The following is a 22,038-nucleotide window of genomic DNA, read 5'->3' as shown; positions in this document are numbered from 1 at the left end:
AGCTTCCCCTTTTGCTTTCACTATTCAGATTTAAAAATAATAAAAGCCCACCAATCTAAGGCATATGCCCAGACGGTCGGCTCACCAATACTGCACTTCCCGTGGTCTGTTCCACTTCCGTCAGTTGTACAGTAATTTGATACTATCATTGAATCTCAATATTGTCAAATCTGACAGCATTTCAGGGAATTACAGAAAGCATTCGGCAGGAAACGAAAAGCAGAAAGGCTCCGCTGTTCCGGCGGAGCCCTCCTGCTTGGTTCAGAAGATTGTATATCCTGTGAGTTGCACTTGTAAGCAAATTGAATTGGCGTACCGTAGGGGAAGCATTCTGCCGGGAAAAATCATTCGGTAAAGCGCGACAGAAAGGTTTTGGTGCGCTCGTTGCGGGTGTGAGAGAAAATTTCATCCGGCGTGCCGTTTTCCAGAACCGTGCCGCCGTCCATGAAAATCACGTGGTCGGCCACGTCGTGGGCAAACTGCATTTCGTGTGTTACTACAACCATAGTCATGTGCTCTGCGGCCAGCTGACGCATGACCCGAAGAATTTCGCCTGTCAGCTCGGGGTCAAGAGCCGAGGTTGGTTCGTCAAAAAACAGGATTTCCGGATTCATGGCCAGCGCCCGGGCAATCGAAACCCGCTGCTGCTGCCCGCCGGAAAGTTGATATGGGTAAGCGTCCGCTTTTTCAGAGAGCCCCATTTTTTTCAGCAGCTCCATCGCGGTCGCGGTGGCTTGTTCACGGCTTTTCTGTAAAACGCGCACCGGCGCATCAGTAATGTTTTTCAGTACGCTGTAATGCGGGAACAGGTTGAAGTTTTGGAATACCAGCCCCAAGTGCAGACCGACTTTACGGCACTGCTCAGGGGAAGAATAGACAGCCTTCCCGTCAGGGCCGTTTTGTACCAATACGTCACCGCAGACGGAAATAAAGCCCGAATCCACGTTTTCCAGCTGCGCAATGCAACGCAGCAGCGTGCTTTTGCCTGAGCCGGACGGCCCGATAATGGCGAGCACCTCGCCCTGCTTCACCTCTAGAGAGATCCCCTTGAGGATTTCCTCTCCGTCAAAGCACTTTTTGATATCTGTTGCAGTCAAAATCGTCTGACTCATGGGAATCCCCTCCTTATTGGTAATAGCTTAGCCGGTTTTCCAGCACTGTGAATGCCCGGGTGACAATCCCGTTCATTACCAGGTAGAACAGCCCGGCGATCACCAGGGGAGTCATATCTACCGCACTCGCGACCCACTGGGAGGTAACCTTCAGCAGCTCCACAACGCCGATGACCTGTGCCAGAGAGGTGTCTTTTACCAGGGTAATAAATTCGTTCCCCATTGGGGGGATAATCCGCTTGATCACCTGTGGCAGAATAATATGAAAAAAGGACTGCGATTTGGTGTACCCCAAAACCTTCGCGGCCTCCAGCTGGCCCTTGGGAATAGATTCCAGCCCACCGCGGTAAATCTCAGCAAAATAAGCGGCGTAGTTCAGGGCAAACGCCAGCTCAGCAGCCAATACGCGATCTAGCTGGATTCCGAGGAGGGGCTTTAATGCGTAAAACATAAACAGCAGCTGCAGCATCAGTGGGGTACCGCGCATGATTAATATGTAGAAGCGCACGGGCAGATTGACGATTTTTAGTTTCGACATTCTGCCCAGTGCCACCAAAAGTCCCAAAGGAAGCGAGACAATCAGGGTGAAAAAGAAGATTTGCAGAGACATCAGCGTTGCTGTAAACATCTCTGTTAATAGCACCTGATAATTCATAACTAAGACCTCCGGGACCAATTTCGGAGACGGTTTTTATTTCACGTCTACCGTTGTCACATCTTCGCCGAACCATTTTTCAGAAATGGTTTTCATTGTGCCGTCCTTCGCCATTGCGCGCAGGGTTTCGTCAATCTTGTCCTTCAGCGCAGAGTCGTTTTTACGCATGCCGACCACATAATCTTCAGAAGCCAGAGAGATTACCGTTCCACCATCTTCCAGAATGCGGAATGCGCCGGGCTGATTCTTCAGGTAGAAACGTGCGACTACCTCATCAATCGAGATCGCGTCAATCGTGCCGTTCTGAATTTCCAGAATGGCCTTGGTGTAGTCGTCGATTTGTACGACCTGCTTCAAGGAGCTTTTGAAATCCTTGTTTTCCACTGCGTTCAGCGCTGCTTCAGCAGAAGAATCGCTCTGTACGCCGATAATCTTGCCGCTCAAATCCTTGAGAGACTGGTAGTTGGAATCTGTCTTGACCAGAATAATCTGATTATTGCTCATATAGGGAATGCTCAAAGCCATCGCCTCGGCCCGTTCGGGAGTTTTGCTGAAGCCGTTCCACAGGCAGTCTACATTACCATTGTCCAGCTCGGCCTGCTTGTTGCTCCAGTCAATCGGCTGAAGCTTCAGCTGCACGCCAAGGCGCTTGCAGGCTTCTTTGGCCAAGTCGATATCGAAGCCGATCAGTTCGCCGGTTTTAGTGTCTTTATAGCCCATCGGGGGGAATGCGTCGTCCAGTCCAATAACCAGAGTACCTGCTTTTTCTACCTTGCTCCAGGATTCGTCTGCGCCGGCTGCTGAGGAAGCCGACTGATTTCCCTGTCCGCAGGCAGTCATGCCCACCGATACTGTAAGAGCAAGGAAAAGAGCCAGTAATTTTTTCATAATAACAGTCCTTCCGATTTTGATCACATTTTCTTCACTTTAGCGTAGTAGCGTTAGAAAGTATTCGCGATAACGTTTTTTATTTTACTCGATTCATTTAAAAAAGTAAAGTGGTTTTGAAAAGTCTATGCAAAGTATGCAAAAAGCTTCCGGATTTGCCGGAAGCTTTCAGAGCATAATTAGCCTTGACAAAAAGCGCGCGCGGCCCCTTTGCGGAGAAGTTCCGCTGGTGCCGTGCTCCTGATGAATCACCGGGGAAAATAAGAACCTCACGCAGTTCACGGCAGTAAGCTGCCGGTGGCTGGGGGAACCTTTATCCTCGGGCGTGAGGATGCCTCCGTTTGAGGATAAAGGGTTCTAATTCTCGTTATCAGTTAAAGTAGCTGCGGTTGCGTGCTGCCTGCCCGTGCTGTGTCACATTGTTCGCTATGTCAAAGCGGATGGAAATGTGATTCAGTACGGTAGAGCCGCTCAGCACATCTACTACAACATAGCAGGTGCCGGGGGTTTTTCCCGTTACGCGGTAATTGCCGTTGGCCAGCCTCCGCACGGTGGCAATCCCGGTGCGGCTGGAATAAACGTTGATGGTTTTCGTGTAGGCGTTTCCGGCAAGGGCAACGCCAATATCGTAGATGTTGCCGGGAGCCATGGTATAGGTGTTCGTGTCGATCATCACAGAGCCGGTGTACTGTACTCCGTTGTAGGTCAGATCAGTATTGGTGGTTGAGCCGGTATTGGTTCCGGTATTCGCTCCGGCGGGAATGTCGGAGGAGGTATCGCTGGTCAGCTTAAAGGTATACCCTTTGCTGCTTGCGTATGCGCGCACATACGAATCGGTGGAGCCGCGCAGCGTGGTGTTGTCCCCGAACACGCTCTTGCCGATGTCCTGTACACTGTCCGGAACAACGAGGGTATAGAGCTTTGAGCAGTCATAGAATACACCGTCGCCGATTCCCTTCAGGCCGTCCTCTATCGTAACGGAGCTGAGCAGCTGATCGTAAGCAAACAGATCATCCTCCAGAGTTCCGAGTTCTGCGGGAATATTCACGGACTGCAGGCGTGAGCAGTAAGAGAACGAGCCCTCTCCCAGAGTGGAAAGATACTGGGGGAGCTTAACGGAAGTTAGGTTGACACAGTAAGCAAACGCTTCTGATTTTATCTCTTCCAGCAGAGTGGGCAGCGAAACGCTTGCCAGCGCGCGGCAATTGTAAAACGCGCGTTCTCCAATCGAATAGAGCGAACGCGGAAAAGTTACACTCGTTAAAGCAGTGCAGTTAAAAAAGGTTTTTTCCGGCAGTTCCTCCATGCCGTCCGGCAGGGTTGCGCTTTTCAGTGCCGTGCAGTAGCTAAAGACGGAATCGTCCATCTCTGAAATGGTGCGGGGAAGAGAAACAGAGGTCAACGCCTTGCAGTAGCTGAACGCTTCCTGCCCGAGCGTAGTAAGGCCGCTGCGGAAGCTGACGCTCGTGAGCTTGGAGCAGTAGCTGAATGCGTTTGCTTCAATAGTTTTTACATCCGGTGGGATCGATATACTTGTAATGCCGGAATTATAGAAGGCCGCGTCCTCAATCGTGGTTACGTTCGACGGAATTGTGACGTCGCTTAAAGCGGTGCAGCCGCTGAACAAGCCATCGCTGATCTCCGTCAGTTTTTTCGGCAGAGTAATATAATTAAGTTTGGGGCATTCCGCAAAGGCGCGGCTGCCGATGGTATCAACACTGCTGGGCATCGATACCGAGGCGAGCCGGCTGCAGTCATAGAAGGCCTTTTCATCAATCGTTTCAACGGAATCCGGAATCGTCACATAAGCAATCCTGTTATTGCCAGAAAACGCACTGGCACCGATTTCCGTAACAGTGGACGGGATTTTCACGGTAGTGTCGTTTCCGCTATACTTCGTCAGCACTCCGTTTGATATTTTAAAATCGCTGGATGCGGCGAATACAGTCGGTGCGGAAAAAGCCGATACAGCCAATACGAAACCGATGACCAAGGTCAACAGTTTGTATTTTTTCATAGTAACACTCTCCCTTTTTAAAAATACATAACGAATCTTAAAATTCTATCTTGTAATATAACTATAATTTACCATGAGATGGAAATATTTGCAAGAAAAGTAACAAGAATGAAAAAACTGGTTTATTCGGGGAATAGAGAATTAGGGTTTTGTGTTGACCACAACGGCAGAATGGCTTATACTGGAAACGGAATTTTTATCAACAGGAACCAGGCAGGAGAGTGATACAATGAAAAAGTTTGTGATTACGATCGCGCGTGAGTACGGCAGCGGCGGCAGAACGGTCGGCAAATTGCTGGCCGAGGAGCTGGGCGTTCCGTTTTATGACAGAGAACTGCTGCGCATGGCGTCTGACGAAAGCGGAATTAACGAGACCCTGTTTGCCAAAGCAGACGAAACTCTGAAAAGCACTGTGCTGTGGAAGGCGTTCCGCAAATCGTATTTCGGCGAGCCCATTCCGCCGGACAGCGAGGATTTTGTATCTAACAGCAATCTGTTTCAGCTTCAGTCTAAAGTGATTCGCGAGTTGGCCGCGCAGGAATCCTGTGTCATCATTGGCCGCTGTGCGGATTATATCCTTCGGGATATGGATCATGTTCTGAAAATTTATGTTCACGCGCCGATGGAATCCTGCATGGAGCGTGCCAGGGTATTTCACCCCAATCTTTCAGACTCGGAACTGCGCCGCCTGATTCAGAAAATTGATAAGCGCCGTGCGGAATACTACGAGTATTTTACCGGAAGCCACTGGAAAAACGCGGATAACTATGATTTGTGCTTTAACAGCAGCCAGCTTTCGTGGGATCAGTGTGTGCTGCTGGTCAAGGCGTATTTGGATATTAAGCTGGGCTGACAGCCCGTAGGTATATGAAGTTCAGAAAGCTCCGGAGCCGACCGAAAGGTCGGCTCCGGAGCTTTCTAGCGTTCAGCCCGCATCTGCGGGTTTCAGAAAAGGAATCCCAAAGATGCCGGATTCTTTCCGGGTACTTTCATATTCTGATTTTCGGCCGCATATCTATAACCAATCAGATTAGTTTGGGAGGCAGAGCTGTGAAAGGCATAGTAGAAGAGCGAGCCGTAGAGCTGGGAGAATACATCATAGAGAACAACGCGACCGTTCGAAAAGCCGCGAAAAAATTCGGCGTCAGCAAGTCCACTGTACATAAAGATGTGGCGGAGCGTCTGAAATATGTTGATCCGCAGCTGTACAAAGAAGTGAAGAATGTGCTGGAGATCAACAAGGCTCAGCGCCATATTCGCGGCGGCATGGCCACCAGAATGAAATACAAAAAAGACTGATTCGACCTGTGGTTTTTATGGCAGTCGGTTTTGATCCGGCTGCCGCAAAAACGGCGGTTCCCGCTTCGGCAAAGAAGGGGAGCCGCCGTTTTTGGATTTTAGGGTTAGTGTTCGAACATCCGGTATCCGGCCGCAAGAAGGGCATTGCGGATTTCTTCAATGTGCTGGTGGTTGCGTGTTTCCATTACAATGCGCAGGGTGCAGCCGTTGATGTCGCTGCCCTCACCGGAATGGTCGTGGCGCACCGCCACCACGTTGCCGCCCAGATCCGCGATGATAGCCGAAACCTCTTTGAGTTGGCCGGGCTTGTCGACCAGCTCCAGCGTCATGTCGCAGGAACGGCCGGCCTTAACTAGGCCGCGGTTGATGATGCGGGACAAAATCGTCACATCGATGTTGCCGCCGGAAACAAGGCAAACGACCTTTTTGCCCTTCAAATCCAGCTTGTCGAACAGGGCGGCGGCTACCGAAACGGCGCCTGCTCCCTCGGCAATCAGCTTCTGCTGCTCAATCAGCGTCAGAATGGCGGTGGAAATTTCATCGTCGGTTACGGTCACTATGCCATCAACATATTGATCACAGATGGAATAGGTCAGGTCACCGGGCTGTTTGACGGCAATGCCGTCCGCGATCGTACACACGCCGTTCAGGCACTCCACCTGATGATGGGCCAGCGCCTGCACCATAGACGGCGCGCCGCTGGACTGTACGCCGTATACCTTGCAGTTGGGGTTCAGCGACTTAATGGCATAGGCCACGCCGGAAATCAGTCCGCCGCCCCCCACCGGGACAATGACCGCGTCTACGTCGGGAAGCTGGCTCAAAATTTCAAGGCCGATGGTGCCCTGACCTGCAATCACGTCCTCGTCGTCAAACGGGTGGATGAAGGTGCTGCCGGTTTCCTCCTGAATCTGGAGCGCGCGCTGGTATGCGTCGTCGTACACACCGTCCACCAGTTCCACCTGCGCACCGTATGCGCGAGTGGCTTCCACCTTTGAGATGGGGGCGGAATTCGGAATACAGATTCGGGATTGAATACCACTTCTGGTAGCCGCCAAAGCAACTCCCTGCGCGTGGTTTCCGGCGGAACAGGCGATTACGCCATGCTCCCGTTCCTCCGGGCTGAGGCGTGAGATTTTATAGTAAGCTCCGCGTACCTTAAAGGAACCGGTAACCTGAAGGTTTTCTGTTTTCAGGTAAACCTCGCAGTCGGTACGGATTTTCGGTGCGTGGATCAGATCGGTCTGGCGAATGACATCCTTTAAAACAAATGCGGCGTGGTATATTTTATCTAAGGTCAGCATGCTTCTACCCCCTGAGTACTCATGGCCATTGCTCCTGTGCGAAGAATCTGTTCAATCTGGTACGGCTTGCACAACTCGATCAGGCTGTTCAGCGCCGTAGCGTCGCCTACCAGCTCCAAAATCATCGTGGTGGGGGAAACCTGCAAAATAGAAGCGTGGAACGCGTTGGCCAGCGTGACGAGAAACTCGCTGTTTTCGGGTGTGCGGCGAACGCGTAGCAGTAGATGCTCTCGCACCACCGCGCTGTCCCTTTCCAGAACGGTTACCTGCTCAATTTCCTCTAGCTTGCTCAGCTGTTTATCTACCTGGCGAACGATGCGGTCATCGCCCTGCACAACGATAATCATTTCGGAATACTGCTCATCCTCCGTCTGGGCGGCCACGATGCTGCTGATATTGTAGCACCGGCGGCTGAACAGGCCAGAGATGCGAAGCAGAACGCCGGGGGTGTTTTTGGCGCGAACCGACAAAATGTACTCTGTTACTTTTGTGTCACTCATTGCTGCTGCTCCTTTTCGTCGATTTCCAAAATGGGATCTTCCGCCGGGGACCCTGCGGGCACCATGGGCAGAACGTTCATATCGCTGTCTACCAGGCAGTTGATCAGCGACGGCCCCTGATGCTCCAGCGCCTGGCGCAGAACGAGCTCCACATCGTAGCAGGTGCGGATGGTAAAGGCCTTTACGCCAAAGGCTTCGGCCAAAAGTTCATAGTTCGTCGGCTTATTCAGTGTTGTCTGAGAGAAGCGGCCATCGTAAAACAGCTTTTGCCATTGGCGCACCATGCCCAGCACATTGTTGTTGATAATCAGCTCAATTACAGGGATGTTGTACTTAGCGGCGGTGGAAAGCTCGCTGCAGTTCATATGAAAGCTGCCGTCGCCCGCCACGTTGACCACTCGCAGCTCCGGCTGTGCCACCTGCGCACCGAGCGCCGCGCCCAGGCCGAAGCCCATGGTACCCAGCCCACCGGAGGTAATCATGCGGCGTGGCCTCTGGAAGGGGTAAAACTGCGCGGTCCACATTTGGTGCTGGCCCACCTCGGTGGAAAGGATCAGCTGATCCCCGGCCAGGCGGTGAAGCGTTTCGAGCAGATACTGCGGGGTTACGCCGCTTTCGCAGGCGGCCTTTTGCGAGAGCGGATATTCCTGCTTCCACGCCTTGATCTGCGCCATCCATTCGGGGCGTCCGGCTGTTTCGAGGCGGCTGTTCAGCGCTTCCAGTATCGCGCGGGCATCCCCCTTCAGGCGAAGATCGGCGTAGATGTTTTTATTGAATTCGGCGGAGTCGATGTCGATGTGTACCACGCGGCAGCCGCGCGCGAACAAATCTGCGTTGCAGATCACGCGATCCGAAAAACGGGTGCCGACCGCGACCAGCACGTCGCATTCCTTTAGGGCCAGAGCGGAGGAAACCGTTCCGTGCATGCCGAGCATGCCAAGGTACCGCTCATTGGTCTGGTCATACCCGCCCTGGCACATCAGGGAGCAGGAAACGGGGGCATCCAATTTTTCAGCAAGCTCATGCAGAGCATCGGAAGCATCGGAAGCGATCACGCCGCCGCCCGCGTAAATAAAGGGGCGCTGGCATTCCTGAAGCAGCTCCAGAACCTGCTGCAACCTGCTCTCATCGGGCAAAGCGGGTACGCTGACCGTGTGGTTCGGGCGCTCGGACGTGAATTCGCATTTGTGTGCCGTCACATCCTTCGGAATATCCACCAGAACGGGGCCTTTTCTACCGGTTCCGGCGATGCGGAACGCTTCGCGCAGAGTGAACGCCAGATCGCCTACATCCTTGACGATGAAGTTGTGCTTGGTGATGGGCATTGTAATTCCGGTGATGTCCACCTCCTGAAAGCTGTCCAGACCCAAAAGGCTCAGATTCACGTTCCCCGTAATAGCGACCATCGGAACGGAATCCATATAGGCGGTGGCAATGCCGGTTACAAGGTTTGTCGCGCCGGGGCCTGAGGTGGCAAGGCACACTCCGGTTTTGCCGCTGGCGCGGGCGTATCCGTCGGCGGCGTGGGCCGCACCCTGCTCATGAGAGGTTTCAATATGAGTAATTTTGTCCCGGTACTCATAAAGAGCATCGTAAATGTTCAGTACCGCCCCTCCCGGATACCCGAATAGGGTAGTGGCGTCCTGTTCCAGTAAGCATTCCATAATAATCTGCGCGCCGGTTAACAGCATGATTTTTCCTCCTGCAATGAATTTTCGTTCCGTCGGAAGGGGGGGTGTCAATAAAAAAAGCCCTCACCTCCGGTTTCCCAGAGGCGAGGGCGTCAGCTCCCGCGGTACCACTCTGTATTGCTGCCCAGCACAGGCAGCACCTTACTGCATATCTAACAATATGCTTCCCAATAACGGAGGAAATCCGGACGCAGCTTACTACCCAACGGTTTCAGCCGTCTGCTCCAGGGTGATGTCCTGTGGGTGCCCTGCTGCCTCGCACCAACCGGCAGCTCTCTGAAAGGACGATTTCCCGCATTCGTGTCCCTATCAAAGCATTTTTTCTGTTGGTATTTATATTATGCGTTTGTTTTTGGTTTGTCAAGGGGGACAGGCAGAAAATTTATGTTGCCTGAAAGAACAATAGTATGAAAATACGGTCAGATCAGGGCCTGTCGCCGATCAAAGTCGATACAATTCCGCACAAAATTCCACCAATGGGGAACACCACCCAGCCGGGGTGCCACAGATCAAACAGGAAACCGAGGAGTAGGAACACCGCTGTTGCTGTCATCATAATCGCCCCGCTCAAACGGCTTGCGAGCGTATCATTCTGCTTCGAAGAAGCGCTGTGATGTTTGCAATAATTGGCTCCGGAAGGCTGGTATTGCTGCAGCTGCTCCTCCCAATAGGTTTTCTGCATTCCAAAATAGACAAATACGCCGACGCCGACGGCAATCAGGAGAAAGAAAATGGTGATCGCCAGAAAACCTTCGCCGAAAAGTGCTTCGAAGATCTGTTCCATCACGATGGCTAGAATACAGCACACAACCCCCGCGGTAATGGCAATCGCGAACTGTTGCCGGAACGCCTCGTAACCACGCAGCAGGTCTTCAGGGATGGGAGGAGGGTAGCTTCCCACTGAAAACGGTGCTGCGGGGGAATTCGAATCTTCCGAAATACCCAGCTCCTGCCGGATTTCGTCCATGCTGCCGAATTCAGAGATTACGGCCCCGAAGGCCTCGTTTTCGTTTTTTCCTTCCCGGAGGAGCGCATCAAAGCGTTCTTCCATGCTTTCCACAATGTTCATTTTCAGTTCGGCAACCTCTTTGGTGCGGGGTAAAGAGGCAAAGGAATTTTCTACATAAATTTGAATTTTACTCATGCTCATGGTCGTTCTCCTCTTTCTCACTGGTAAAATAGTCCACAATCTGCCTGGTTAGCTTCCATTCATCGCATTTTTCGCGGTAATACAATCTTCCGGCATTGGTAATAGTAAAATAGGTGCGGGGCTTGCCAAAGGATTCCGAACCGTGGTAGCTTGCAATATATCCGCTTTTTTCCAGGCGGTTGATAGCGGAATACAGGGTTGTTTCTTTCATGTTGTAGGTCCCTCTGGTGCGTGTTTGTATCTCTTTCGAGATTTCATATCCATATGAGTCCTGCTCCAGAAGAAGAAACAGAATCATAATGTCGTTGTAGCCGCGCATGACATCGCTGCTGATCAAATATTTCTTCCTCCTTTTATTACTACGTCTGTTGAAGTAATTTGAGTATAGCACAACTACTACGACAAGTAAAGTAATTTGTGAAAAAACTTGACAGACCCTTCTGTTTTCCGGTAAAATACTTTTAACTTAAAAGTTTTAAAGGAGTATGCATATCGATGAATTCCGTTCAGCAGAAGGAGCTGAATTATTTTTTTGTAGAAACCTTTAATAAGATTCTGCAGTACGAGGAGGTCGCGCTTTCCACCGGAGACAAGGCCGGCTTGAGCATGAAAGAGCTGCACATACTGGAGGCAGTGGCACAGATGCAGGCCCGGCAGGAGAACACCATGTCGAAGATCGCAGCGCGGCTCGGCATCAGTGTGGGAGCGCTTACCACGGCGGTTGGCGTACTGGTCACGAAGGGGTGTCTTGAGCGCCGCGGCTGTACCCAGGACCGTCGGGTTGTGCGGATCGTACTGACCGAGCAGGGAGAAAGGGCAGAATGGCAGCATCGTCTGTTTCATCGCGACATGGTTCAGATGATTGGTAATTCCTTAACGGAAGAAAGCCTGAGTTCCCTTTTAGAGTCCCTGAAAATCTTAAGTCGTTTTTTTGAAGAAAAAAAGGAAGGCGGAATTATAGCATGAGCGTTCAGATTTTAATAGACAGTACGGCAGATCTTTCCCGTGAGGAGGCCGAGAGAGTCGGAGTTCGGATTGTTCCGCTGACGGTGCATTTCGGCGATCGCCAGTATGTGGATAAATTCACAATTACGGATAAAGAATTTTATGAGATGCTGAATACGGAAGAAGAAATGCCGACGACGACTCAGGTCAGCCCCCAGAGCTTTCTGGACGTTTATGCGGAGTACCCGAACGATGAAATCGTGGGAATTTATATTGCGCAGAAGCTGAGCGGCACGTATCAGTCCGCTGTGATTGCGAAAGAGGAATGCGGGCGTGACGATATTTACCCGGTCGATTCCACAACGGTATCGGCCGGTGCGGCTCTGTTGGTGCGAGAGGCGATTCGCCTGCGCGACGAGGGCAAGAGCGGCAAAGAGATTGCCGAGCAGATCACGGCGCTGGCAAAGCGAGTGGATTTGCTGGCTGTTTTCAATACGATGAAATATCTTGTCAAGGGTGGTCGGCTGTCCAGCACGAAGGGAACACTCGGTAATCTGCTGGGCATTAAACCGATCATTCAGGTAAAGGACGGCGTTCTAGAAGTGATCGGGAAAGAGCGCGGCATGAAAAAGGCCTGTGATTTTGTGGTACGCTATGTACACGAGCTGCCGGATTTTGATTCGAACATGCCGATTGCCTATGCCCACAGCTTCAACGTGCAGGAGCTGCCGATATTGAAGCAGGAAATAGGAGATGGGGAAACGCTCATTATGGGAAGCGTTGTGGGAACCCACGGCGGCCCCGGCACGATTCTGTTTGCTTATTTCCGTAAATAATATGCGGCCGGCTGGTCAGGCTGCTCTATTGCACAGAAAATAAAAAAGATGCGCTTTGAATGAAGAATTCAAAGCGCATTTCTCATTTTTGTATGAACCGTAAAGCCAGCCCAAGTGGGGCGTGAATGAAACAGAATTTTTCGTTTACAACTGATTGTTGGAGGTGGTGGAGGAACGGAATTTACCGGGCGCGGCTCCCGTATGCTTTTTAAACGCACGGATAAAATTGTTAGCGTTTCCGAATCCGCATTCCACTGCAATTTGGGCGATCGGCTTTTTCGTGTTCCACAGCAGATCCTTGGCATAGGACAGGCGGTTCATCAGCAAAAATTGCTTGGGACTGTATCCGGTCATGCTTTTAAAGCTGTGCGACAGATAATAAACACTGATATAGAACTGTTCTGCCAGCTCCTTGATCTGAATATCCTCCAGGCAATGCTCTTCCAAGTATTTTTTCACTTCGTAAATATGGGAAGAATGCCGTCCGTCATATGAGGCAAACTGGCCGGCGGAGCGGCGGTAGGCCAAAATCAAAGACTGCTGCAGAAACGATACCATGTAGTCGCCGCGGTAAGGGCGAAAGCGCGCACTTTCCCGTGTCATTCCCTCAAACAGAGTTTCCGCTTCCTCCTGACAATCGGTTAGATCGAAGGTGGGGAAGCTCTCAGAGGAATGGTGCTGAAAAACAGACATCAAGGGGCTGTCGTACAGAATGTTATGAATCTTCAGAGGCTGAATCGTTACCAAATACCGTTGATACGGCGCTTCCAGCACCTCTAGTGAGCACTCATCCAAATTGCTGAAAAAGAACATATGTCCCGCAGGAATAATATAATTTGCTCCATTTACAGTCAATCGAATTTTTCCGTGTTTGATATAAATCTGACGGTATACATTGAAGTATAGCTGCTGAATCGGCGTGTCGGAATCAGCATAGGTACAATCAATCGCCAGATCTAACTGCGGTTCCATAATAAACCTCCTTTGCCCTTTTGATTCGTATTTTCAGAAAACGACGTGATTTTGGCGAACCGGCCATCGCCAAAGCGTGCCGCAGGGTGAGCGGGTGTTTTCGTTCAAGCCGGCGCGGTTCGCTTGAGGCTGCGGGCCAAAGCCTTTAAATCGTCTGGAACCCGAAGGGATTCCGTGATTTTCTGGATCGCTTTGTTGTGAATGAAGTCATCCCAGGTTGGCTGCTCTAAGTATGCGAGCGTTTGAAACGGATCTTTTGCGAAGCACTCTGAAATTGCCCATGCAGCCGCCATTTTAGCATAATACCCTTGTGCATGAACCTGTGCCAGCCGAAGCAGCGTGCGTTCCAGATATTCCGCACAGCAATAATGATCCAGCAGCATCACCACGCCGAAACGGCAGTCAAATTCCCGGCCAGATTCCAGATAGGGCACTAGAAAATTCCAAACTGTTGTCGGTTCGCGCTTAGCCAGACGAAATCCGGCGCAAAAGCTGTCGCATACAGACCAGTTGTCAATTTTAGGGATGAAATTAGCAGTGCGATCCAGCAGTTCTGCGGATTCTGCCTTTGCACACCCAAGAACAAGTCCCTGAAGCATAATTTCTTCAAAAGTGTCGTCGCAGGCCTGCGCGAGATAGCCGCGCCAATCTCCTTTTGCAATCTGTTTTGCCAGCCGCCGCAGTGTTGGGAGCCGAACCCCTAGAATGCAGGAGGTTCCGGGTAGGAGCTTTTCGCTGAACGCGCGATATGACGGTTCTGCCAGCAGTTCAAGCTGCCCGCGGGCCGGAGCCTCACAATTCCATTCAGACAGTTCGCTCTTCTCCATCCAATCGATCCTCCTTGCTCCGGTATTCCGCACTGGGAACAAAACCGGCCAACACTGCTTTGGAACCGATTGTGTGCGCTCGGAACCAATGAATATGCTTTCAGAATAACAGCTTAAACGACAAAAATCAATAACCCTAAAAGCAATTTTCAACAAATCGCTAAAAGAATTGGCGCTGCATCCTGTTTTTGAGGTAGTGCTGCGCCTCGTAAAAGCTAAAACCGGCTACCGCAAGCACATGGATCAGGTTAGGACGCGGGGGGAGCGGATGATCAAAGACTTAAATTCATCTAAAAAAAACAGAAGCTCGGCAGTCATCCTGCCGAGCTTCTGTTTCATTTTAAATCTCTTTTTTGATCGGACAGCACGCGGGGGGAACGGATTCTGTTGTCTCTTGGCCTTTTTCTTTCTTCAGCAAATAAATAGTTGCGGCGGCGGTCAAAGCATAAAGAACGGTCATTGTTAACATGATGATATCGGTACTCAGGCCCAGATCATTTCTCATGACCTGATAGCTGCCCAGAAAGCCGAAGAAAATGAATACTGCGGCCGAAATCAGTTTTACAGTTCGTTCCGGGATTTTCTTACACAGCACAACGCCGACAATGATTCCGACGCCGTCGGCAATCAGCATACCCAGAGTGGTACCGGAAAGAATCCAGAGTGGATTCGTGGGGAATTTCGCCGCGAGGGCTACTGTGGTCAACTGGGTTTTGTCGCCCATTTCCGCAATGAAAAACGCGATGGCCACAGTGAGCACGGCTCCGAACTTTGTGGTTCTGTTCTCTTCTCCTTCCAGCTTGTCCCCTCGAATTGTCCATAACCCGAAAAAGAGAAACGACAGTGCGGCAATTCCCTGAATCCATACTTGAATCGTGTCAAAGCGCGTCAGCATATGGCCGACCACCACTGCCAGCGCATGATTCAAAATCGTGGCCAAAAAGACACCCATCATGACCTTGCTGGCTTTGTATTTCGCTGCAAAAGCCATTGCCAAAAGTTGTGTTTTGTCTCCCATTTCGGCTAAAACGACTGCGCCCAGTGAGAAGACTAAGGCTGTGATTCCCATTCTACTTCCTCCGTTTGTAATAAGAATTACAAAAGAAAAACCCAAGTATAACTTTTCAGCTATACTTGGGTTGATAAACACAAAATAGAGAAGGAATCATGTATAGCTAATAAAGTTATACATGAGTCTCGTTAATTAAGGCAAGCCAGACCTATAAAGTCATTATGTTGACTTGCCGCATACACAAAAGTATGCAAACTACTCCCTCATGGATTTTCAATTGTTTTCTCATTATACTGAGTGCAATCGTAAAAGTCAAGCAAATCATTCTCAGCGAAAGAAACAAGAACAAATGCGTATCTGTGGAATCGCATAGATTGTCAGGCAGCGGTGCATGGAGCCTGTCCAACTACTCATATCCACGCGTGAAGGAGCAACAGAGGACAAATCCGGTAAAAGAAAATTACTGTTTGGCGGTACTGTTGCAGGAAACAGAATCAAGAGTTGAAAAAATCCTCCAAATGAAGAACACCGGAGGATTTTTGCAATAGAGAACGGATGCACTTAATCAGATTCTTCTTCTTCGTCGAGACGTTTCGCTAATCGTTCCATACATTTGTGACACACATTATGGTCTTTGTACTTTGAAATGCGATCCATACTCCCGCAGAATACACAAGAAGGCTGATACTTCTTTAGTATAATCGCGGATTCTTCCACGAAAATTTCTAAAGAATCTTTTTCTGTGATGTTGAGTGTGGATCTAAGCTCCTTTGGCAGAACGATACGCCCGAACATATCGACCGGCCGAACAATCCCCGTAGATTTCATGATGGTTCCTCCTAATCATAGCCAATTGCCTATATCAATTCCCGATAACATGATATTGCGAGTTTATAATACCTTTTTTTGGCATTTGTGTCAATCAATAAACAGTGAATAATTCTTTAATTTTACTAAACAAATTTGTGCATATAATCTTAAATTTTGAATAACTTGTAATGCTTTTCCATAAAAAAGCATTTGGGTATGCAATTGGAAAATTTTACATATGTATGTACGGGTGAAGAAATATGATGAATTATATTTGGGCTGGGATGATTCTGTTCAGCTGTGTCTGCGCTCTGCTGACCGGGCGGCTGCCAGCGCTTTCGGATGCTGTGCTCTCCGGTGCGGCGAGCGCAGTTCAGCTGGTCATTGTTTTGCTGGGCATGATGTGCGTATGGACGGGTTTGATGAAAATTGCGGATGCCGGCGGGCTGACAAAGCTGCTTAGCCGGATGTTTTACCCGGTGATGAAGCTGCTGTTCCCCAAATACCCGAAGGACAGCGCCGCAATGAAGGCAATCTGCATGAACATAACGGCCAATCTGTTGGGATTGGGCAATGCGGCCACGCCACTGGGGATCGCCGCCATGAAAGAGATGAGCCGGGTAAGCAGCAGGCGGGAGGAGGCCGACAATAACATGGTCATGTTTGTGGTCATTAATACGGCGTCAATCCAGCTGGTTCCCACCTTTATGGGAACGCTGCGCGCGCAGTACGGCTCCGCTCAGCCCTTCGATATTGTGCCCGCTGTATGGCTGGCTTCCATTGTATCGCTGGGGCTGGGAATTTTGGCCGCCAAATTGCTGGAAAGGCGGGAAGACAGACGTGGCTGATATAGGTAGCGTGGTGGTACCGGCCACAATTTTTTTTATTCTGGTGTTCGGCTTTGTCCGGAAGGTGCCGGTGTTTGATGTGTTTGTCAGCGGTGCCAGAGAAGGCGCTCTCTCGTGCTTTGAGATACTGCCGTCTTTAGTCGGGCTGATTCTGGCGGTGAATATGCTCAGTGCGTCCGGTGCGCTCGATCTGGTCTCGTCCTTTCTGCGGCCGGCGGCGCTGGCTCTCGGCCTGCCGCCAGAGGTGATGCCGCTGGCGCTGATGCGTCCCGTTTCCGGCAGTGGGTCAAATGCGCTGCTGCTGCAGTTGTTCCGAGATTACGGACCGGATAGCTTTATTGGGCGAGTGGCCTCTGTGCTGAACGGCTCAACAGAAACTACCTTTTACGCCATCGCCGTGTATTTCGGTGCGGTCGGGATCAAAAGGACCCGACATACGATTCCCGCGGCCCTTACGGCGGATCTGGTCGGGTATATCGCATCGGTGTGGGCGGTTCGAATTCTCTTTTTATGAGAGTATTATAAATATACATTTCATAGAGAAAAGTCCACCACAGAGGGGAATGTGTTTCGGCAGAACACGCTCCGTTCCGGCGTTCTTGATTCCGACAAGGAATATAGGACGCAGAAGAAGGCACTTTTCGGGAAAAAACAGCTGGAATGCCGGATGACAGCAGTTTTAGGTATTGCGTAAACTGTCGGATTTGGGTATAATAACTCTCGTGAAAAATCGGGGGAGGATGCACTTATGCTCTTAACGCTGGATATCGGAAATACGAATATTACGATTGGTGGTTACGAGGGGAAGAAGCTTCGATTTGTGTCCCGAATGGCAACCGACCGTTCCCGGATGGAGGATCAGTACGCAATTGAATTGCGCGATATCCTGGATATTTACGGGGTGAAGGTAACGGATATTACAGGGGCGATCATTGGCTCGGTGGTACCGCCGCTGACCACCTACATTACCCGTGCCATTCGCAAGCTGACCAAAATAGAACCTGTTGTCGTCGGTGGGAAAACCGTGACCGGGCTGGATGTGAAGCTGAATCCGCCCGAAGCGTTAGGCGCGGATCTGGTGGCGGGCTGTGTGGCGGCTGTTGAGCTGTACGGCGGCCCCATCATCATTTGGGACATGGGCACGGCCACTACGGTTTCTGTAATTGACGAGAACGGGAGCATGCTCGGCGGCTGTATTATTCCCGGCGCGGGTATCAGTATGGAGGCGCTTACCTCCCGCACGGCTCAGCTTCCGGCGATCAGCATGGAAGCGCCGGATAAGGTGATCGGTAGCAATACGGTGGACTGCATGCGCTCCGGCCTGATTTACGGACAAGCCTCCATGGTGGACGGAATGTGCGACCGCATTGAGGAAGAGCTTGGTATAAAGTGCAAGGTGATTGCCACCGGCGGATTGTCACACGACATTGTTTCGTATTGCCGGCGCGACGTCATTTACAGCTGCAATCTACTGCTCGAGGGGCTGCGGATGCTGTACGAAAAAAATCAACCGATGTAATGTTTGACATACACTATTCTTTTTGATATACTAAAATAGCACTTGGTAGGTTTTGCGGCATTGGCCGGGCTGGACCAGGATAGAACACATAGAATATTGTGTTCACGGAAGAATGCAACCCGGGAGGTCTTTGAGATTTTCCGGGCATTTTTTTGTATCAATCAAAAAGGAGTTGTAGTAAGCGTGCAATGGGTCTTTTTACTGGTTGCGGGATTATTTGAGGTGGTTTGGGCAGTTGGGCTGAAGATGTCTGAAAACTTCAGCAAATTAGCTCCCAGTGCGGTAACGATTGTGGGGCTGATTGCCAGCATGTATTTTTTGTCGCTGTCGCTGAAGGAGCTGCCGATTGGTACGGCCTATGCCATCTGGACGGGGATCGGTACGGCTGGAACACTGATTTTCAGTGTGGTTTGGTTCCGGGAGGCAATTACACTGCCGCAGGTTCTCTGCGTCATGATGATCATCGGCGGGGTAGTGGGGCTGAAGGTTTTATCGCCTTCTTAAAGGGACGGTACTGCCAGTACAAGAAAGACGGATGGTCAGATCAACAATTGTGATGATTCCTCGATTGAAGAATTTTTTGTGGAGGCGGCTGATTATGAAAGTAAAGCTGATTGGATTTTTCAGTTCTATCGTGTTGGTGGCGCTGATTCTTGGAATTCTGCGATGGGTCAATTGGATTGATGACACGTCTGTTGTAGCGGTGGTGGTTGCCGTGCTGTTGGTAACGCTTCTGGATTTTTCTTGGCGTTGGTTGTGGAATCAGCGAAAGCAAAAGAACCGGCGCGTATCAGGGCAACCTGAGAAGCCTTATTATTCCAGCTTTGAGCTGTCAGGATATTTGACAATAGATGCATTCCACTGGCTGAAACAAAAAGCGGAACAGCTTTTTCAGAGCACAAAGGAAAAGAAAAACTGATCTCTTTTCCTGAAACCGACTCATAAAGACACTGCCCGGCAGGTTCCCCTGCCGGGCAGTGTCTTTCAGCTTTTTATCGACATGAAGGCGAATGCAGAGTTAAGTGAGGCTGCCGACCCGGGCGTTCAGCCAGTTCAGCAGTAAGTGCTTTGCGAACGGTTCTGTTTCAAACCGGGCGCACAATTCGTCCAGTTGCTCATAGGAATAACCGAATTCTTCCTCAAACAGCTCTTCACACCAGACCTGTTCTCTTAAATAAGAAGCGACTTCCTCTGCGCGGGAAAAGATATTTAGGCTCAGCTGAAAATCCTCGCGCCGCCAGTACCGGTTAAACCGGCTGCAAAAGAGATGAAGAGCAGTTTCTCGCTCTTTGCCAGTGCGCTGCCACACAGCGCTCAGCTCGAAAACAAAACCGCTCATCGCAAGGCGGTGGGGAGAATCGGTTTTTTGAACCATTTCCAAAAGCTCTGCCGTGGACTGAATCGGTACCATCAGGCGGTCGTTTTCAGGGTGAAGTACATAGTAAAACACGGTGGGGAGAAAAATGTACTGCACAAAGCCCAATACAGATTCGGTGTCCGGGTAGCAGGCCCAGTTGCTGTCGAGCAAAAAGCGCCGCTCATCCGCAACGCAGGCGTTGACAAAAACGGGTTGCTCGAGCTGTTCTGGTGGCACAAACAGGTTGTTCCACACGTCCTGCTTCCCGAGGGTCCATTCCCAGAATCCGGGCTGGTGGTATTTACAGGCCGGGCTGCGCATGGCCGTTACCTCGAGTAATACTCAACGACCAGCTGATCGTTGATTTCCACCGGAATTTCCTCGCGGTTTGGCAGACGGGTTAGCGTGCCGCTGAAGGCGTTGAAATCACGTTCCACATACGGTACGGCAAAGCCCTTTCCTTCCAGAAAATTATCGCGGAACGCAACATTGCTTCTGGATTTTTCGCGCAGTGAAATTACGTCACCTGGCTGTATGGAATACGACGGAATGGAGATCTTCTTGCCGTTTACCAAAAGATGCCCGTGCGTGACCTGCTGGCGAGCCAGGCGAATAGAGTTGGCAAAGCCGATTCGGTATACCATGTTGTCCAGGCGGCACTCAAGCGCTTGCAGCAAAGCGTCGCCGGTTTTGCCCTTGGTTTTTTCCGCTGCGTTGTAATAACGGGCCATCTGCTTTTCCAGAATGCCGTAGTACGCCTTCACCTTCTGTTTTTCGGTCAGCTGCATGCTGTATTCCGAAACCTTTCTTCTCTTGTTAAATGCCGGTGCGCCTGCGCGGTTCATGGCTTTGGGGTGTCCGCATACATTAACCCCCAGCCGACGGCATTCCTTAAAACGAGGGCCTCTTCTTGTTGCCATTCCTGTTTGTCTCCTTTATTCGTTTCTGATTTTGCGACCTGAAAGTTAGCAAATGCTAACATATGGGCAGTAATCCCCCCGCCGCAAATAACTGTTACCATGAGCGCGTCCATAAACAGGTATGTACACGCGTAATCCTCTTGTTAGTAAAAGCTAACAAGAGGATTATAGCAGATTTGGATTCTATTGGCAAGAGCAGACTTCAGATTTTTTTTGGATTTTTCCGCTTTTTTGAGGGCAAGCGGAATTCAAGAGGAGACGGTTGGGCTATGGGTCAGGCTAAAAAACATCATAGGATGCCCCCATCGAATGCCCAGCCGCTCATCGCGCTGTCTATCCTCTTGTGCAGGCGCTCCAGCGCATCTTCCACTGAAAGGGAAAGCCCAAAGGTCATTTCTGTGCCGAAATCCTACTTGCGCCAACCCGCATCCGGAACAAGCCATGCTGATTGCAGTAAGCGTACAGCGTACCCGAGCCGAAAATCGAAAAGCGGGCTTCTGGGTTCTGCTCCGGGTACAGCTTTTTCATCTGAATCTGATCCGGCGTGATGAGCGCGATAAACGAAATGAAATGCTCCTTTTCCATCGGGTGACTTAAAGTAACATAATACTCGTGCTCCACCTGCTCCACGCAAATCGCATGTTCCTCGTCGGCTTCCTCCGCCTCCTGTACCGGCAGGGTAATACCACAGCAGGTAAAGGAGCCCTGGCCAATGGAGTGAATCACGTTCCCGCATACCGGGCAGACATAAATGCAGGTGCGCAGCATATTGCCCGAGCGATTGCTGTTTGTCACCTGCTCGCCCGACAAAAGCTCCGCGACGGAAACGCCGAGTGCTTTTGCCAACGGCTCCAGCAGAGAGATGTCCGGCAGGCCTCGCTGTGTTTCCCATTTAGAAACAGCCTTGTCGCTTACCGACAACAGCTCTGCCAACTGGCGCTGGGTGTATCCTTTTTTCTCGCGCAGGGATTTTATCGTGGTTCCCGTTACATACTGTATCATATTAGGATTCTTCCTTTCCGGTTCTTTCAAAGAATTGCTTTCCTTCCGCGCGGGTGGCGGGGAAGAATTGCCGTTGTTTGTTCAGGGAGTTCTGTTTCCAGAATAATCGATTTACGGCAAAAGGGCAACCTACGCTTTGTAGAGGTCAAAATCAGCTGCGGTAGATGTTACCAGTATGCCCGAGGGAAAAGCGCTTGTCAAGAAAGCTGCGGGTGGAAAAGCCTGCCGCAGAATTCTTGACAAAATGTGTGTTTGGTGGTAGCCTTAGAGCAGTATTTAAATAATAACAAAGGCTAAGACGAAGAGAGTAAGCTTTTTACGAAATGCCAAGCGAGCCGGGGAAGGTGTGAGCCCGGCCAGAGTAGGAAAAGACG

25 protein-coding genes, 1 riboswitch and 1 other annotated feature are annotated in these 22,038 nt (G+C 50.6%); of the genes, 9 read left to right on the top strand and 16 right to left on the bottom strand.

All coding sequences use genetic code 11. The features are described from left to right. Positions 1-59 precede the first annotated feature (59 nt). Positions 60-138, bottom strand: a riboswitch (ZMP/ZTP riboswitch). A 206-nt stretch (positions 139-344) separates the two neighbouring features. From QOS46_RS06265 to QOS46_RS06250, 4 genes are all read right to left on the bottom strand, one after another. Next, complete coding sequence (locus QOS46_RS06265; protein ID WP_283608202.1) at positions 345-1,112, bottom strand: amino acid ABC transporter ATP-binding protein; 768 nt, start codon at positions 1,110-1,112, stop codon at positions 345-347. A 13-nt stretch (positions 1,113-1,125) separates the two neighbouring features. After that, a complete protein-coding gene (locus tag QOS46_RS06260; RefSeq protein WP_283608201.1) occupies positions 1,126-1,767 on the bottom strand; it encodes an amino acid ABC transporter permease in 642 nt (213 codons plus the stop codon). 36 nt (positions 1,768-1,803) lie between these two features. Beyond that, complete coding sequence (locus QOS46_RS06255; protein WP_283608199.1) at positions 1,804-2,655, bottom strand: amino acid ABC transporter substrate-binding protein; 852 nt, start codon at positions 2,653-2,655, stop codon at positions 1,804-1,806. A 370-nt stretch (positions 2,656-3,025) separates the two neighbouring features. Beyond that, positions 3,026-4,672 (bottom strand): leucine-rich repeat domain-containing protein, encoded by a 1,647-nt coding sequence (locus QOS46_RS06250; RefSeq protein ID WP_283608196.1) that lies wholly within the window; start codon positions 4,670-4,672, stop codon positions 3,026-3,028. Positions 4,673-4,901: 229 nt separating this feature from the next. Between QOS46_RS06250 and QOS46_RS06245 the strand changes: the two genes are divergently transcribed. Continuing rightward, entirely contained in the window at positions 4,902-5,525 is a 624-nt protein-coding gene (locus QOS46_RS06245; RefSeq protein ID WP_283608194.1) for a cytidylate kinase-like family protein, read from the top strand. 197 nt (positions 5,526-5,722) lie between these two features. Next, positions 5,723-5,971 carry a sporulation transcriptional regulator SpoIIID gene (gene spoIIID, locus QOS46_RS06240; protein ID WP_009066041.1) on the top strand — a complete coding sequence of 83 codons (249 nt, stop codon included), beginning with the start codon at positions 5,723-5,725 and terminating at the stop codon, positions 5,969-5,971. Between the two features lie 104 nt (positions 5,972-6,075). On the opposite strand, the gene ilvA is transcribed toward spoIIID, so the two are convergent. From ilvA to QOS46_RS06215, 5 genes are all read right to left on the bottom strand, one after another. Further along, positions 6,076-7,275, bottom strand: coding sequence for a threonine ammonia-lyase (ilvA, locus tag QOS46_RS06235; protein WP_283608189.1), 1,200 nt, complete (start codon positions 7,273-7,275; stop codon positions 6,076-6,078). Then, positions 7,269-7,775, bottom strand: a complete 507-nt coding sequence (gene ilvN / locus QOS46_RS06230; RefSeq protein WP_283608188.1) for an acetolactate synthase small subunit — start codon at positions 7,773-7,775, stop codon at positions 7,269-7,271. Before ilvN ends, ilvA begins: the two co-directional genes overlap by 7 nt. Then, entirely contained in the window at positions 7,772-9,466 is a 1,695-nt protein-coding gene (gene ilvB / locus QOS46_RS06225; RefSeq protein ID WP_283608187.1) for a biosynthetic-type acetolactate synthase large subunit, read from the bottom strand. Before ilvB ends, ilvN begins: the two co-directional genes overlap by 4 nt. A gap of 76 nt (positions 9,467-9,542) precedes the next feature. Next, positions 9,543-9,788, bottom strand: a binding site (T-box leader). A gap of 102 nt (positions 9,789-9,890) precedes the next feature. Then, a complete protein-coding gene (locus QOS46_RS06220; protein ID WP_283608185.1) occupies positions 9,891-10,616 on the bottom strand; it encodes a permease prefix domain 1-containing protein in 726 nt (241 codons plus the stop codon). Then, positions 10,603-10,953 carry a PadR family transcriptional regulator gene (locus QOS46_RS06215; RefSeq protein ID WP_283608182.1) on the bottom strand — a complete coding sequence of 117 codons (351 nt, stop codon included), beginning with the start codon at positions 10,951-10,953 and terminating at the stop codon, positions 10,603-10,605. The genes QOS46_RS06220 and QOS46_RS06215 overlap by 14 nt, the downstream gene beginning before the upstream one ends. A gap of 158 nt (positions 10,954-11,111) precedes the next feature. On the opposite strand from QOS46_RS06215, the gene QOS46_RS06210 reads away from it, so the two are divergent. Together QOS46_RS06210 and QOS46_RS06205 are read left to right on the top strand one after the other, a co-directional pair. Further along, complete coding sequence (locus tag QOS46_RS06210) at positions 11,112-11,582, top strand: MarR family winged helix-turn-helix transcriptional regulator (protein ID WP_283608181.1); 471 nt, start codon at positions 11,112-11,114, stop codon at positions 11,580-11,582. Further along, positions 11,579-12,397, top strand: a complete 819-nt coding sequence (locus QOS46_RS06205; protein WP_283608180.1) for a DegV family protein — start codon at positions 11,579-11,581, stop codon at positions 12,395-12,397. The genes QOS46_RS06210 and QOS46_RS06205 overlap by 4 nt, the downstream gene beginning before the upstream one ends. A gap of 144 nt (positions 12,398-12,541) precedes the next feature. Here the strand turns inward: QOS46_RS06205 and QOS46_RS06200 are convergent, their stop codons facing one another. The 4 genes from QOS46_RS06200 to QOS46_RS06185 all read right to left on the bottom strand — a co-directional run bounded on the left by QOS46_RS06200 (position 12,542) and on the right by QOS46_RS06185 (position 16,036). Beyond that, positions 12,542-13,369: a helix-turn-helix transcriptional regulator gene (locus tag QOS46_RS06200; RefSeq protein WP_283608178.1), complete on the bottom strand. Its 828-nt coding sequence runs from the start codon at positions 13,367-13,369 to the stop codon at positions 12,542-12,544. Positions 13,370-13,473: 104 nt separating this feature from the next. After that, positions 13,474-14,196: a DNA alkylation repair protein gene (locus QOS46_RS06195; protein WP_283608176.1), complete on the bottom strand. Its 723-nt coding sequence runs from the start codon at positions 14,194-14,196 to the stop codon at positions 13,474-13,476. A gap of 340 nt (positions 14,197-14,536) precedes the next feature. Continuing rightward, on the bottom strand, positions 14,537-15,265 hold the full coding sequence (locus QOS46_RS06190; RefSeq protein WP_283608174.1) for a TMEM165/GDT1 family protein: 729 nt from the start codon (positions 15,263-15,265) through the stop codon (positions 14,537-14,539). A 504-nt stretch (positions 15,266-15,769) separates the two neighbouring features. Next, complete coding sequence (locus tag QOS46_RS06185; protein WP_283608172.1) at positions 15,770-16,036, bottom strand: AbrB/MazE/SpoVT family DNA-binding domain-containing protein; 267 nt, start codon at positions 16,034-16,036, stop codon at positions 15,770-15,772. Between the two features lie 242 nt (positions 16,037-16,278). On the opposite strand from QOS46_RS06185, the gene QOS46_RS06180 reads away from it, so the two are divergent. From QOS46_RS06180 to QOS46_RS06160, 5 genes are all read left to right on the top strand, one after another. Continuing rightward, positions 16,279-16,866 carry a nucleoside recognition domain-containing protein gene (locus QOS46_RS06180; protein WP_283608170.1) on the top strand — a complete coding sequence of 196 codons (588 nt, stop codon included), beginning with the start codon at positions 16,279-16,281 and terminating at the stop codon, positions 16,864-16,866. Continuing rightward, on the top strand, positions 16,859-17,380 hold the full coding sequence (locus QOS46_RS06175) for a spore maturation protein (protein WP_283608167.1): 522 nt from the start codon (positions 16,859-16,861) through the stop codon (positions 17,378-17,380). Before QOS46_RS06180 ends, QOS46_RS06175 begins: the two co-directional genes overlap by 8 nt. A 234-nt stretch (positions 17,381-17,614) precedes the next feature. Further along, on the top strand, positions 17,615-18,385 hold the full coding sequence (locus tag QOS46_RS06170) for a type III pantothenate kinase (protein ID WP_283608165.1): 771 nt from the start codon (positions 17,615-17,617) through the stop codon (positions 18,383-18,385). Positions 18,386-18,568: 183 nt separating this feature from the next. Further along, positions 18,569-18,889 carry a DMT family transporter gene (locus QOS46_RS06165; protein WP_283608162.1) on the top strand — a complete coding sequence of 107 codons (321 nt, stop codon included), beginning with the start codon at positions 18,569-18,571 and terminating at the stop codon, positions 18,887-18,889. 94 nt (positions 18,890-18,983) lie between these two features. Next, positions 18,984-19,304: a hypothetical protein gene (locus QOS46_RS06160; RefSeq protein ID WP_283608160.1), complete on the top strand. Its 321-nt coding sequence runs from the start codon at positions 18,984-18,986 to the stop codon at positions 19,302-19,304. Positions 19,305-19,403: 99 nt separating this feature from the next. On the opposite strand, the gene QOS46_RS06155 is transcribed toward QOS46_RS06160, so the two are convergent. The 3 genes from QOS46_RS06155 to QOS46_RS06145 form a co-directional block, all read right to left on the bottom strand. Continuing rightward, entirely contained in the window at positions 19,404-20,063 is a 660-nt protein-coding gene (locus QOS46_RS06155) for a hypothetical protein (RefSeq protein WP_283608159.1), read from the bottom strand. Between the two features lie 5 nt (positions 20,064-20,068). Beyond that, positions 20,069-20,662, bottom strand: a complete 594-nt coding sequence (gene rpsD / locus QOS46_RS06150) for a 30S ribosomal protein S4 (protein ID WP_283608157.1) — start codon at positions 20,660-20,662, stop codon at positions 20,069-20,071. Between the two features lie 390 nt (positions 20,663-21,052). Continuing rightward, on the bottom strand, positions 21,053-21,664 hold the full coding sequence (locus QOS46_RS06145; RefSeq protein WP_283608155.1) for a helix-turn-helix domain-containing protein: 612 nt from the start codon (positions 21,662-21,664) through the stop codon (positions 21,053-21,055). Between the last annotated feature and the right edge of the window lie 374 nt (positions 21,665-22,038).

The sequence above is a fragment of the Faecalispora anaeroviscerum genome, assembly GCF_947568225.1.
Classification (GTDB): Bacteria; Bacillota; Clostridia; order Oscillospirales; family Acutalibacteraceae; genus Faecalispora; species Faecalispora anaeroviscerum.
This window is presented reverse-complemented; position numbering and strand designations above follow the sequence as displayed.